Origin of the sequence: Bacillus sp. TH50 (assembly GCF_016650565.1) — a bacterium.
GTDB lineage: Bacteria > Bacillota > Bacilli > Bacillales > Bacillaceae_G > Bacillus_A > Bacillus_A mycoides.
In genome coordinates this window covers 199,505-214,105 of sequence record NZ_JAEKFM010000007.1, presented here as the reverse complement: position 1 = coordinate 214,105, position 14,601 = coordinate 199,505, and the positions used below count along the sequence as shown (strand labels likewise).

Below are 14,601 nucleotides of genomic sequence, written 5' to 3'. Positions count from 1 at the left end.
CAGTTTTACGGGTAGTCTATCTCCTCCAAGACTTCTTACTTTTTAAACACCGGAGCATTACTACACGAAAAACCTTTCAGTTACTTTGTCTAAACCTATTCTACACATTACAAGGTGACGGAAATGAGGTCTCTATGAAAATATTGCTCAAACAAGCCATTGTATATCCTATTACATCCCAAAAGTTTCAAGGAGATGTACTCGTTATAGGAGAACGCATTGCCGCGGTCAAACCTCATATTGATACTACTCAGGATATGACCGTTATAGATGCACGAGCTCTTCATCTCTTGCCTGGATTTATTGATGTTCATACTCACCTTGGCCTCTACGATGAAGGTACTGGTTGGGCTGGTAATGATGCAAATGAAACATCCGAAGTTTCAACACCGCATATCCGTTCTTTAGACGGGATTCATCCTTTTGATATTGCATTTCAAGACGCTGTACAAAATGGTGTTACGACTGTTCACGTGATGCCCGGAAGCCAAAACATTATCGGCGGTACTACTTGCGTAATAAAAACTGCTGGAACTTGTATTGATCATATGATTATTCAGGAACCTGCTGGTTTAAAAATTGCCTTTGGAGAAAACCCTAAAAAGTTCCATAGTAACGGTACAAAAGAATCAATAACACGTATGGGAATTATGGGGTTACTTCGTGAATCATTCTATGACGCACAACACTACGGGCATGAAGCTGATTTTCGAATGCTACCTATTTTAAAAGCACTCCGCCGAGAAATACCGGTACGTATCCACGCTCACCGCGCAGATGATATCACTTCAGCTTTACGCTTTGCGACAGAATTCAATCTTGATTTACGTATTGAACATTGTACAGAAGGACACTTTATTGTTGAAGAGCTTTCGAAACACAATTTAAAAGTTTCAGTTGGACCTACTCTTACGCGACGTTCGAAAATCGAACTTAAAAACAAAACGTGGGATACTTATCATATTTTATCGAAAAATGGAGTAGAAGTTTCTATTACAACCGACCACCCTTATACACCCATTCAATATTTAAATGTTTGCGCTGCCATTGCAGTAAGAGAAGGATTAGATGAGAAAACAGCGTTGGAAGGAATCACTATTTTCCCAGCTCGAAATTTACGTTTGGAGGATAGAATTGGAAGCATTGATGTTGGAAAAGATGCTGACCTCGTGTTATGGACACATCATCCTTTCCATTATTTAGCCAAGCCTGTACTCACTATGATTGACGGAAAAATAATTTACAAAAAAAATAAAAAAACTAGTTTATTTTTTTGACTAGATACAGTATTATACGATTATAAACTGAATGAAACCATAATCAATTTGTGTCGTGATTATCATTTTCAAATTGATGAATGGGGAAGGCAAATGGTGCGCCACCAGCGTTAGAAACTGGTTCTAGTGGGTTCGATTCCCACCCCGAAATTTTTTAAAGATTGATATAAAAATTTCGAGGGTGGGTGCTTTTTCGTCATGCTACCCTCGTGTGAGGAGGAGTTAGTGTGTTGAAAAAACGCGACTTACACGACAGCCACGTTCTATACGAATTAATGGTGGATCCTGCTGTCTTCCCTTTTGTGCGTCAAAAGGCCTATTCTTATGAAGAATATTTATTTTTAACGAAACAAACAATCGAAGCCGAAGAGCGTGGAGAATTAATCTCACGCACAATTTTAGATGAATGGGGTAACCCCATCGGCACAATTACTTTATTTGATGTGCAAGAAAAAGCTGGATTCCTCGGAACTTGGCTTGGCAAACCATATCATGGTAAAGGATATAATAAATTGGCGAAAGATTCATTTTTTAGCGAACTTTTCTATGAATTAGATATTGAAACGATTTTTATGCGCATTCGTAAAATAAATATTCGGTCTATTAAAGCTGCCGAAAAACTACAATATGTAAATCTAGCAAACGAAACAAGAAAAGCCGTTTATGATGAAATTAACGCGCATGAAGAAGTATATAATTTATATGAAATTCCAAAAGATCAGTATACACTTGCAACAATGCGAGATACAACATTCCAAGAAGCACACCAATTAAAAGAAGCGTAATCTAAAAATTCAGAAATGATAATTAATCATTACTAGTTTGACATATATGTATATCACCCCATGTCTTTGGAAACGATAGATAGTGACTTTAGGACACGAGGTGATTTGTAATGGATAAAAAGAAACGTGATAAAGCAAAAAACACATTATCTAGTACACAAGAAGTTCTCTATCAGCGGGAATTTCGAAAAGCAGATCGTGCAGCGGGCTATCGCTCAAAAAGTATTTAAAGTGAAACTGAATAATTAGAAGGTTTCCCCCCTAATTATTCAGTTTCATTACATAAGATTTTCCAATGAATTAGCAAAAAAGGTTCCTTATTTATAAGGAACCTTTTTTGTCAGAGTGTTGGGAAACCCTTTAGGGTTCCCAACACTCTGGAATCTTTTTTGATTTTAGCGAAAGAAAACAACAAAAAATAGTAGAATTTAGAAAAATAGCCCTCCACCAACCCCTTTTTGGTTAGATGGAGGGCTATTTTTTTCATGTTTTGACAAGCGGCGGTGAGGTAAGCCTGCATTTGGACAGATTTCAGCCCTCGAAACCGAGCATATCGATAGCCATGTAGTTCTTTTGCATCCGCAAAGCTTCGCTCTATAGTTGAACATCGTACTTTATACAACTTTTTCCCTGTAGCTGTTAGTTTGTTTTTTCTAGCGATATCTTTATATTTCTCCCATATATGATGGGTGATAACTTTTTGTTTTTGTTTCTTTGAAAAGCATACCTCACGTAGCGGACAAACAGCGCAGTCTTCTGGATTCGATTTATATTGACGATATCCTTCGCGATCCGTTGTCGCATATTCTAAAATACATCCCATCGGACAAGCAAATGCATTCATTTCTTCTACATATTTAAATTGGCTTTTCGGTACTTCTTTATTTCTCTTTCCAAATCGGCGATACCCCATCACCATAAATATATTTCTTTCTGATAACTTCTTACAGATATATCCTGTAAAATAGCCTGCATCAAGAGCTACAGCTTCCACTTCAAACCCGAATTTATCAACTTGAGCTTGTAGACGTGCTAAATACGGCTCGGAATCTGCCATATTTCCAGCCGTTATATAGGTATCTGTAATAATATTGTACTTCGCATCAGTCGTACGATGATCTAAAAAATGAAAACCGTTCGGTTTTCCATCTCTCATTAAAAATCCACTATCTGGATCCGTTGTACTTATCCGAGTTTTTTTAGTAGGGGTATCACTTTCCTTTCTAGGTTTTAATTCTTTTTTCCGTGCGCCTCACGATCTTCGATTACCGCAGCTTCTAGTTCATCTATATAGAACTTTGCCTTTTCTTTTTTATATTTATGTACAAATTTATTTTTATTGGCATTGGCCTTAATGTGTGTGGAATCTGTCATCAACGCACGTCCTCCTACCATACGGCGCTCCGTCGCTTGTCTCACAATCTCATCAAAAATTTCTTCGAAAATATTTGTATGAACGAAACGAGTACGGCGATTCCAACTGATTGTAGAATGATCTGGAATTGTATCTGATAGAGAGAACCCTAAAAACCAACGGTAGGCAATGTTCGTTTTAATCTCCTTTTCCAATTGACGCTCAGAACGAATACCATAAAAATATCCAATAAACATCATCTTAAATAAAACGATAGGATGGATTGACGGACGGCCATTGTTTTCACAATAATAAGGGCGTAACTTCTCCTCAATAAAATCAAAACTAATTGTCGCTTCAATCGCACGAAGGAAATGATCTTGTGGAACCAATTCTTCTACAGAAACAGATACACGCTCGTCGCGATGATTTTTTAAAGCACCCATCATAAGAAATCTCTCCTTTTCCTCTTTTTTATCAGTGTTGACACATAAAAAGAGGTTCAGACACAAAAATAGGCTGTGGAGAAGGCTTTCTCCACAGCCTGGCAAAAAAGGTTCCTTATTTATAAGGAACCTTTTTTGTGGACAACCTTATCCACAAAAACCGTAGAATTGTGCATAAATTACAAAAGTATTTTACGAATTCATTTATTTAAATGAATTCGTAACGTGAGAATTGTGGATAATTTTCTAAAAATTGTGGATTATGTGGATATAGCTGTTAATATTCCGATTTTACTGTCTAATGAAAGCGTAATCCTTTGTGGATAAAGTGAAACTTTAATCAGTGGGAGTTTCGTTTATCCCCAATGATTATTAGCCCTCACCAATCAGGCTTTTGCGGGATAAGTTAATAATTCACGTTTATTTTTTTTACAACAATAAAAAAAACCCTCTTTAAATGCTTAAAAGAGGGTTTCATATTAAGTAAAAGATTCGGCAAGAACTGGTGATTTAATAGGTATATGATTCGGCTCTGCATGATTTTCTGCCAAAATTGTATCCACAATATGACCAGCTGGCTCAGGACGATAAATACTTTTCATTGCTTCTTTCATCTGAAGAAGCTTCATATCATCTTGTAATAACGCCTCTGTTTTTGCAAAAACTTCACTATCATCACGAATTACAACTGCAGCCCCTTTTTTTTCAAAATACAACGCATTTTCATTCTCTTGTCCTGGGACAGGTTTATATAAAATGACAGGTACTTGTAATGCAGCTGCTTCGCTTAATGTAATACCACCTGGCTTCGTAATCATACAAGAAGTAACACGGAACAATTCATCAATGTTTTCAACATAACCAAATACTTTTAAAGCATCAGAACCTTGTTCCTGTAGTTCCATTAAATCCTGCTTTAAAGCTTCGTTTTTCCCACAAACGACAACTACTTGTAAGTTTGGTACTGACATAAATGACTGGCATAGCTCTTTTACACTCCCTAGCACACCATGAGCACCTGCTACAATTAGTAACATCTTTTTATCCTTACATAACTGATATTTATTATATATAATTGCTGGATTTATCTTTAGCTCAAAACTGCTACGAATCGGAATCCCTGTTTCAACAATTTGTTCTGCAGGTACACCGATATCAACCATCACTTTTTTCACATGATCGGTTGCTACAAAATAACGATCTACTTCTCGATGGATCCATATTTTATGCACGCAAAAATCCGTTAATACGTTATAAACAGGAATAGAAATACCTATTTGCTTTTTCAATTCTGGTACAGCGATGATTGGAAAGGTATTAATAACAATATCCGGTTTCTCCACCTGTAATAGCGTCTTCAAACGCTTTCTCCCAAAATTCGCATACCAAGATGCTATTTTTTTATCATAAATTTTCTCTACACCATAATAAAACAAACGATATAATTCTTTTCCTACCGTATAGCTTTTTAAATATAAATATTTTGTAATATCGGTTATAACTGGATGTGATTCTCCAAACAAGTCGCATACAATTACATCTTCGATTCCTTTTTGGCGAAATGTTTGTTCTAATGTTTTTGCCACTTGCACATGACCGTTACCGTAATGTGCAGTTAATATTAAAACCTTGGGGTTTTTTATCAAACAAATCCACTCCTAGCTTTTTGTTTCTCCATATTGCATATACGACAATAGGAAAAACATTTTCCTTAAAAACTACATACTCGGATTCTAATACTTTCCTGTTAGCTATGTATCTGTCGTGGATATGCAAAGCATATAAGATTGACCCCTTAATCCTATCTGTGCTCATATCTTTACATTATACTTTCCTATAAGAGCTTTCGCAATAACTTACAAATGTTCTATATTCCATAATACTCACTCTTTTACTTCTTAATTCTTTTTACTATTTTGATTTCCCTTTACAATTATGTAAATTTCTCCGCTTATTCTTTACAAAAATATGGATATTCCCTTTTCAGTATACTCTTTTCTAAATATATACTCTAGATTTTATTATGAAGAAACAAAAAGCCTAACCAAATGTTTAGGTTAGACTGCTTGTAAAATATGTTTTGCATGTTCAACATTTTCTTCTGTCGGTGGATTCACATCCGCAAGTGGATACTTATGTCCAAGTGCCTCCCATTTATAAACACCGAGCTTATGATATGGCAGCACTTCCACTTTCTTAACATTAGATAGACTTTGAATAAAGTTTGATAATTTTTGCAAATCCTCTTCACCATCGGTAACACCGGGAACCAATACATGTCTTACCCAAATTGGTTTCTTTCTATCCGATAAATAACGAGCAAATTGTAAAATGTGTTCATTTGGTTTCCCTGTTAATTTACGATGTTTCTTTGAATCAATATGCTTCAAATCCAATAAAACTAAATCTGTATACTCCATTAAAATATCTAGCTTATTTTGGAATTCTGGTTCTTCAGAATAACAACCGCCAGAAGAATCGATTGTTGTATGGATACCAGCTTCTTTGCACTTTTTAAACAACTGGGTTAAGAAGTCTAGCTGTAATAGTGGCTCTCCACCGCTAACTGTTATACCGCCTCCAGAAGCTTCAATAAATGGAAGGTAACATGTCACATCCTGCATCACTTCTTCAACTGTTATTTCTTTACCTTTACCGATTTCCCATGTATCAGCATTATGACAATATTGACAACGTAATAAACACCCTTGTGTAAATATGACATAACGAATCCCTGGGCCATCAACAGTACCACAAGACTCTACAGAATGTATTCTTCCTTTTACCATGTTACTTCCTCCTTTATTGAAACAGCCTCCCTCCGCTATATATTAAAAGCGGAGGGACACTTTTTTCACTTACATGCTTTCATGCATTGTACGGTTTATTACATCAATTTGTTGTTCACGAGTTAATTTAATAAAGTTAACAGCGTAACCAGATACACGAATTGTTAATTGTGGATATTTTTCAGGATGCTCCATTGCATCCATTAATGTTTCACGGTTAAATACGTTAATATTTAAGTGGTGTCCTTCTTTTATTGCATATCCATCAAGCATAGATACTAAGTTGCGTACTTGTACATCATCTTCTTTACCAAGTGCTTTTGGAATAATAGAGAATGTATTTGAAATACCATCTTGTGCATCTTCATATGGTAATTTAGCTACAGATAATAATGATGCTAATGCACCTTTTGTATCACGGCCATGCATTGGGTTTGCGCCCGGTGCAAATGGTTCTCCAGTACGACGTCCATCTGGAGTGTTACCAGTTTTCTTACCGTATACAACGTTAGATGTGATTGTTAAGATTGACATTGTATGAACAGAATTACGGTATGTTTTATGTTTGCGAAGCTTGTTCATAAATGTTTTCACAAGATTTACTGCAATTTCATCTACACGATCATCATTGTTACCGTATTTAGGGAAATCTCCCTCAATTTCGAAATCAACTGCAATACCATTTTCATCACGAATTGGTTTTACTTGTGCATATTTAATTGCACTTAAAGAATCTGCTACTACAGATAATCCAGCGATACCTGTTGCCATTGTACGAAGAACATTTGTATCATGAAGTGCCATTTCAATACGTTCATAGCTATATTTATCGTGCATATAGTGAATTACATTTAATGTATTTAAGTATAGACCAGCTAACCATTCCATTGTCATATCGAATTTACGCATAACTTCTTCATAATCTAATACTTCAGAAGTAATTGGTGCGTATTCAGGACCAACTTGTGCTTTTGACTTTTCATCTTTACCACCGTTAACCGCATATAGTAATGCTTTCGCTAAGTTTGCACGTGCTCCGAAGAACTGCATTTGTTTACCAATTCTCATTGCTGATACACAACAAGCAATACCGTAGTCATCACCGTAGTCAGGACGCATAATGTCATCATTTTCGTATTGAATTGCTGATGTTTTAATAGACATTTTCGCACAGTAGTTTTTAAAGTTTTCTGGTAATTGTTTAGACCAAAGAACTGTTAAGTTTGGTTCTGGTGCTGGTCCTAAATTATCTAATGTATGCAAGAAACGGAATGAGTTTTTTGTTACTAACGGACGACCGTCTAATGCCATACCACCGATAGATTCAGTTACCCAAGTTGGATCTCCAGAGAATAGTTCATTATAATCAGGTGTTCTTGCAAATTTCACAAGACGTAATTTCATAATGAAATGGTCAACAATTTCTTGTGCTTCTTCTTCTGTTAAAGTACCATTTGCTAAATCTCTTTCAATGTAAACATCTAAGAATGTAGAGGTACGTCCAAGGCTCATTGCTGCCCCGTTTTGCTCTTTAATTGCTGCAAGATAAGCAAAGTATAACCATTGGAAAGCCTCTTGTGCATTTGTAGCTGGCTTAGAAATATCGAATCCATGAGAAGCAGCCATCTGTTTTAACTCTTGAAGTGCACGCATTTGCTCAGATAATTCTTCGCGTAAACGCATTGTATCTTCGCTCATTACACCGCCAGTTAAATTATAATCAGCTTTTTTCGCTTCAATTAAATGATCTATACCATATAGCGCTACGCGGCGATAGTCACCGATAATGCGTCCACGTCCATATGCATCTGGAAGGCCAGTAATAACACCTGATTTACGAGCCGCTTTCATTTCTGGTGTGTATGCATCAAATACACCTTGATTATGAGTTTTACGCCAGTCTCTGAAAATACTGCTAAGTTCTTTATCCATTTCATATCCATACGCTTCACAAGCTTGTTCTGCCATACGAATACCACCATATGGTTGTAAAGAACGTTTAAATGGTTTATCAGTTTGGAAACCGACCACTTTTTCAATATCTTTATTTAAATATCCTGGTTCATGTGATGTAATAGAAGAAACAATTTTTGTATCCATATCAAGAACGCCACCGTTTTCACGTTCCTTTGTTGTTAAATCCATTACTTGATCCCAAAGTTGTTTCGTTGCTTCAGTTGCTTCCGCTAAGAAAGAGTCTTCTCCCTCGTAAACGTTTACATTATTTAAAATGAAATCGCGAACATCAATCTCTGCTTTCCATTTTTCACCTTTAAAGTTTTCCCACGCGCTTTTTACATTTTCTAATACTTGAGTCATCCTAATCTCCTCCATTTTTGATTAGTACAGGACTACGATTTTTTATATAACAGCTTACACACTTAGAATACTACTTTTTTTCGGAAGTGGACGAAATAGTTGTGACATGTTTGTGAAACGTTGAGCAAACTACTACATGCATAGTGTTAACCTCATATAAAACTCTTTAGAATTAACCCTTTCTTTAATTGTATTTTTTTGGTATTCTTATATACGAGTCCTATTTTGTAATATAAGAACGATACCCATTGTAGAGCTGTAATACTCTTATCTCCTAATCTGTTATAGTTTTTATAACAGAGCAAAAAAGTGTACATACGTTGTACACTTTTTTTGTTACCACTATAAAACATCTCTTTTTCTATTTCCATCGTAAAATCCACCACGACTGTTTGTTAATGCAATTAATTGCTCTAATCCTTCTATATGATCACCAATAATTCGAAGGACAGCTGGAGGATGACCTATTTTTGCGAAATGTTCACTGGGACGAATACGGTTCATCTTATCAACATCGACACGACTTACACAAGCGATTTCAAAACCTGAAAGTACAGCTTTCACTTGTGCTACACAAGGTGACAATAATGATTTATACCCTATTTCCTTCAAACAAGTACGACTAAACGCATTAGGTACAGCAATAAGAGAGCCTACTCCTAAATCTTTTCTATCACAAGCTAAATTTAATGCATATTTAAATGCTGTTACAAGATGAAGTGGTACTCTCAAATCTAAATAATGATTTAAATCATTTAATGCGACATCCGTTCCATCTGCAATAGCTTTTGCAAAGGGATATAGCTCACTAGCTGGAATAACAAAATCACCGTCTATAAATAAAACAATTTCTCCTTTTGCAAAATAAGTTCCAAGCGAACGCCCCACATCGTTTCCAAGTGCTTCTTTATACACAATTGTTGTTGCTCCCTTGTCTTTTGCAATTGTTGCCGTTTTATCGGACGAACCATTTACAACAACGATGATTTCAAAAGGTTCAATTTTGCGAAGCTCTTCTATAACGTTTCCAATTGTTTTCTCTTCATTTTGCACAGGAATAATTACCGATAATTGCTCTCCTTTATACAAATTAGATGTAACGCCCCATCCTTGATAAAAATCTTCAAAATTTAGAGTATGATAGACACTCTCTCTTTTCCTATTTCCATCATAATATCCTCCGCGCCCATCGCTGCCTAATATCCGCTCTGCTACAGCTTCTATATGATCACCTATCATTCGTTTTTCAGATTGAGAAAGATCCGTGCCATATGCAGCATGCTCGAATGGACGAAATTTATTTGGCGTAATAACGTCAATTGCACAATGACGACTAATTCTCCATTTACTTTGTGCTAGGCGTAGATGAGCCACAATAGGATTAACAAAACATTCGTCTCCAATACTTTGCACAACTTCCTTCGTCAGCGCATGAGGTACAGATAATAAAGAATCAATTTTTAATTCTTCACGCTCTAACATTGCATTTAATATTTGGCGCCATACTGTCACGGAGTGCGGTTTTTGTTTCTTTAAAAATAATGCGTCCAAATTATTTAAAACGATGTCCGCCTGATCATGTAAAATCGGATTAAGGAATAATTGTAATTTTGAAGTTTGAATAGCAAAATCTCCATCTACAAACAGTAATACATCACCTATCGCATGTTTTGCACCAACTGCGCGTCCAACGTCGTTACCAAGTGACTCTTTATGCTGGATTACTGTACATCCTAAGCTCTCAGCAATCGCTTCTGTACCATCATTACAACCATTTGCTACTACAATAATCTCTACTGGATTCAATGGTTTTACCGATTGAACCACATCTGAAATCGTATCCACTTCATTACATACGGGAATAATAACTGATAACGACTTAGCCATTGTTTTCTTCACGAAACCATTTAATAGTTTCTTTCAATCCTTGTTCCCACGTTACTTTCGCTTGAAACTGAACGAGTTCTCTTAATTTCGTTACGTCTGGTCTTCTATTTGGAATCTCTTCAAATCCATGTGGATATACTTCCTCAAATGGAACGTGCACAATTTTGGAAATAGACTTCGTTAATTTTTTTATATCTTCCGCTACTACCCTTATATTTTTTTCATTCTCAGAACCTATATTAATAATTTCACCATTTACCTTCTCATCCATTGCACGAATTGTTGCCTCGACCGCATCACTTACATACGTAAAGCAGCGTGTCTGCTTTCCATCTCCATACACGAGAATATCGTCACCTTGCAAAGCCGCACGAATAAATCATGGAATTACTCCCGCGTACGGACCATCTTTCGCTCTTGGACCATAAATATTAAAATAACGAACAATCGTTACAGGTAAACCTTCTAATGCGTACCCTAAACATAATGTTTCCTCTAACGTTTTACAAATTGCATAACTCCAACGTATTTTGGAAGTTGCACCGTATAAACGATCTCCTTCTTCAGAGAATGGCGGCTCTCCCTTTCCATATACTTCAGAAGTAGATGCAAATACTACTTTCTTCTTCCCTTTTAACGCTGCTTGTAAAATATTTCTCGTTCCATCGAAATTTGTTTCAATAAGCTCTACACTTTTTTCCATTGTAGTTTTGACTCCCAAAATTGCAGCTAAATGAAACACCACATCATGTTGATTCACTAATTCATAAATTGAATTTTTATCTAAAACGCTTATTGGAATAACCCGGAGCTCTTTCATTAACTCATTATGATATTTATTTTTTCCTTTATAGAAGTTATCCACAATAGTAACTTCATAACCTCTTTTCACCAACTCTTCAGCTAAATGCGAACCAATAAATCCTGCTCCACCTGTAATTAAACATTTTTCACTCATACACTCACCTTCTTTACGATTCCACGTGTATCTATTAATCGCTCAATCCCTTTAAAAAGATTCCAATCGATGCTAGAGTGATCCGTTACAATTAAAATACAATTTGCTTGTTTAATTCTTTGTTCATCTAATGGAACAGATTGATATAGTGTATCTCCAATTTTCGCTGTAGAAATATACGGATCATGATATTCTATCTTGTATCCTTCTTTTATTAATAATTGAATAATTGGCAACGCCGGTGATTCTCTCAAATCATTTACATCTTTCTTATATGCAATCCCTACTATTAAAACCGTTGCGGGTGATTGCACCACACCTTTTACTTTCCCGATTATTTTCGCTGGCATTTCTTCATTAATTACATGTGCTGCCTCAATTAATTGACTAATTGCTCCAGCCTTTCTTATTCTCCATTGAAAATATAAAGGATCTACCGGAATACAGTGTCCTCCTATTCCTGGTCCTGGCCAATACGGAGTAAATCCAAACGGTTTTGTAGATGCCGCTTCAAGCACCTCATAAAAATTAATATTCAAACTTTCACAAAGTATATTTAACTCATTTACTAATGAAATATTAACTAAGCGCTGAATGTTTTCAAATAACTTACACATCTCCGCTACTTTCGGAGAACTAACTGGAACGACTACATCAAATATAGTGCTATACAAATCCTGTACTTTTTGTTTACACTGCTCGGTTTGTCCACTAATAACTTTTGGAATTGTTTCAACTGAATACCGGCTATTCGCTGGATCAATTCGCTCTGGAGAATACCCAATATAATAATCTTCTCCTACCTTTTTACCTGTTTGAGAAATAATAGGAATGATAACTTCCTCCAGTGTACCTGGATATGTGGAGCTTTCAAAAATGAAGGTTTGTCCTTCTTGAAGGTGTTGTTGTATATAATGGGAGGCTGAAACGAGTGCACTTAAATCGGGTTCTTTATTCTCATTAATTGGCGTAGGCACAGTCACAATAACATACTCACTATTTTGGAACTCCGCAAAACCTTTATCTGGTGTATTTACTATTAATTTTCTCTCGTTCAATAAATTTTGTAATACGTTAGAAGAAACATCAGGAATATAACTTTCTCCTTTAATTATTGATTCTATCTTCCTATTATCTTTATCTAATCCAAGTACAGCATGTCCTCTTTCTGCAAAAAGAACCGCTAAAGGAAGGCCAACATATCCTAATCCAATAATGGTTACTTTACTACTAGCATTCATCTATATTCTCTTCTTCCCTTCTCAATTGTAGTATTATATCTCTATCCCTTTCTCCGTCTGTAAAACTCCCGCGCCCATTCGTATGTTGTAATAAATAAGCAATCGCCTCAAGCTGATCACCGAAAATACGATCGAATGCAGGAATTCTTCCATTTACAAACCCATGTTGCTCTGGACGTACTCGATTTGTTTTTATAACATCTACAAATTCCACTGCTGTAATAGAGCATTCTTCTAAAATAGCTTTCATTTGAGCTAATGGTGGAATGATAAGGGAATCATATCCAATTTTCTCTATTACCTTTTTATGCATAGCATGTGGCACTGCCGTTAATGAGTTGTTCCATAAATCTGGTCGTTTCGCTACCAAATTCACGAAATATTTCCCCATACTAATTGGATCTGCCGGGTGAAACATATCTAACAAACATTGCAAATCATTTAACGCCACATCGTTTCCGTCTTCAATAGCATGCAAAAATGGAATTAGCTTTTTTGCCGGAATAGCAAAATCACCATCAACAAATAAACAAATATCTGCCGTAGCATGCATAGCCCCTATCGCTCGTGCTACATTATGTCCAAGTGCCTTCGCGAATTCAACTACAATAACATTCTCTAGCTTTGCTTGTTTAATTGTCTCGGTATCTGCTCCATTCGCAACAACTATAATTTCATCTACACCTGCCTTTTTCACTTCCTGTATGACAGATCTTATAGTCATTTTTTCTTCTGATACGGGTATAATAGCACTGTATTTCGCCTTTTCCTTTTGTAATAAAACTGGTTTATACTTCCCTATAAACTCTCTATCCCTGTTTCCCTCCGAAAAACCGCCACGTTTACCATATGTTTCGATTACGTATTGCAAAGCACACAAATGATCACCCATAATACGACTAGTCGCCTTCGGATAAGGAGAACCAGGTGATGTACCCGTATGCACAGGACGAACCTTATTCGTATGAATTACATCGACCGAAGCCATATCGGCAATATCTACTCCTCTAGACATCGCCATCGCTTGAAATAGTGCTGGATCTGCTAAATTCCACCACCCAAGATTCTCAATAACATCCCGATTCATCGCATGTGGAATTGCGATTAAAGAACCAACAACAAGCTCTTTTTTATTCAAATAACGATTCAACATGAATTTTCCAACTGTCGTATAGTGTGGTCTCATCTTTAAATAAACAGACCATGTTAAATTATTCACAACAATTTGATGCCCTTGCTGAACTCCTTTCACGAAACGTTGTAGCTCTTTACTCTCAATAACGATGTCACCATCTAAAAACAATACAATTTCACCTTTTGCTTCTCTAGCTCCAATTGCCCTTCCTACATCATTACCAAGAGAATGTTTATAATAAATTACATGGCAACTATGCTGTAATGCGACTTCATTCGTTCCATCTGTCGATCCATTATCTACTACAATAATTTCATACGGCTTCAGCTTCTCCACTTCTACTAAAACTTGTGATAAAGTACTTGCTTCATTATGCGCTGGAATAACAACTGATATTCTCATACTTGTAT

Annotated in this window: 11 protein-coding genes and 1 pseudogene; 3 read left to right on the top strand and 9 right to left on the bottom strand. The window is 36.1% G+C overall.

The genetic code is table 11. The features are described 5' to 3' along the window. Positions 1–134: 134 nt before the first annotated feature. The 3 genes from JFU23_RS18180 (at position 135) to JFU23_RS18170 (ending at position 2,292) form a co-directional block, all read left to right on the top strand. Entirely contained in the window at positions 135–1,277 is a 1,143-nt protein-coding gene (locus tag JFU23_RS18180) for an amidohydrolase (RefSeq protein WP_002091127.1), read from the top strand. A 227-nt stretch (positions 1,278–1,504) separates the two neighbouring features. Continuing rightward, positions 1,505–2,062 carry a GNAT family N-acetyltransferase gene (locus JFU23_RS18175; RefSeq protein ID WP_002091129.1) on the top strand — a complete coding sequence of 186 codons (558 nt, stop codon included), beginning with the start codon at positions 1,505–1,507 and terminating at the stop codon, positions 2,060–2,062. Positions 2,063–2,172: 110 nt separating this feature from the next. After that, positions 2,173–2,292 carry a YfhE family protein gene (locus JFU23_RS18170; RefSeq protein WP_000358484.1) on the top strand — a complete coding sequence of 40 codons (120 nt, stop codon included), beginning with the start codon at positions 2,173–2,175 and terminating at the stop codon, positions 2,290–2,292. 110 nt (positions 2,293–2,402) lie between these two features. On the opposite strand, the gene JFU23_RS18165 is transcribed toward JFU23_RS18170, so the two are convergent. The 9 genes and pseudogenes from JFU23_RS18165 to JFU23_RS18125 all read right to left on the bottom strand — a co-directional run bounded on the left by JFU23_RS18165 (position 2,403) and on the right by JFU23_RS18125 (position 14,593). Next, positions 2,403–3,865 (bottom strand): IS1182 family transposase gene (locus JFU23_RS18165; RefSeq protein WP_374191743.1). Its coding sequence is split into 2 segments (ribosomal slippage): positions 2,403–3,304 and positions 3,304–3,865, totalling 1,464 coding nucleotides; the frame shifts between segments, so codons are not numbered across the junction. A gap of 476 nt (positions 3,866–4,341) precedes the next feature. Continuing rightward, positions 4,342–5,508, bottom strand: a complete 1,167-nt coding sequence (locus JFU23_RS18160) for a diglucosyl diacylglycerol synthase (RefSeq protein ID WP_002125051.1) — start codon at positions 5,506–5,508, stop codon at positions 4,342–4,344. A gap of 411 nt (positions 5,509–5,919) precedes the next feature. Beyond that, positions 5,920–6,651 carry a pyruvate formate-lyase-activating protein gene (gene pflA, locus JFU23_RS18155; RefSeq protein WP_002010313.1) on the bottom strand — a complete coding sequence of 244 codons (732 nt, stop codon included), beginning with the start codon at positions 6,649–6,651 and terminating at the stop codon, positions 5,920–5,922. Positions 6,652–6,720: 69 nt separating this feature from the next. Continuing rightward, on the bottom strand, positions 6,721–8,970 hold the full coding sequence (gene pflB / locus JFU23_RS18150) for a formate C-acetyltransferase (protein ID WP_201032414.1): 2,250 nt from the start codon (positions 8,968–8,970) through the stop codon (positions 6,721–6,723). A 152-nt stretch (positions 8,971–9,122) separates the two neighbouring features. Continuing rightward, positions 9,123–9,341, bottom strand: a complete 219-nt coding sequence (locus JFU23_RS18145; protein WP_002125049.1) for a hypothetical protein — start codon at positions 9,339–9,341, stop codon at positions 9,123–9,125. Then, positions 9,313–10,857 (bottom strand): glycosyltransferase family 2 protein, encoded by a 1,545-nt coding sequence (locus JFU23_RS18140; protein ID WP_002166984.1) that lies wholly within the window; start codon positions 10,855–10,857, stop codon positions 9,313–9,315. The genes JFU23_RS18145 and JFU23_RS18140 overlap by 29 nt, the downstream gene beginning before the upstream one ends. After that, positions 10,850–11,815 (bottom strand): annotated as a pseudogene (locus tag JFU23_RS18135) (NAD-dependent epimerase/dehydratase family protein). Before JFU23_RS18135 ends, JFU23_RS18140 begins: the two are co-directional and overlap by 8 nt. After that, the gene (locus JFU23_RS18130) at positions 11,812–13,056 is read right to left on the bottom strand and encodes a nucleotide sugar dehydrogenase (protein WP_098636262.1); all 1,245 of its coding nucleotides are present in this window, start codon (positions 13,054–13,056) and stop codon (positions 11,812–11,814) included. Before JFU23_RS18130 ends, JFU23_RS18135 begins: the two are co-directional and overlap by 4 nt. Continuing rightward, positions 13,046–14,593 carry a glycosyltransferase family 2 protein gene (locus JFU23_RS18125; RefSeq protein ID WP_002140281.1) on the bottom strand — a complete coding sequence of 516 codons (1,548 nt, stop codon included), beginning with the start codon at positions 14,591–14,593 and terminating at the stop codon, positions 13,046–13,048. Before JFU23_RS18125 ends, JFU23_RS18130 begins: the two co-directional genes overlap by 11 nt. Between the last annotated feature and the right edge of the window lie 8 nt (positions 14,594–14,601).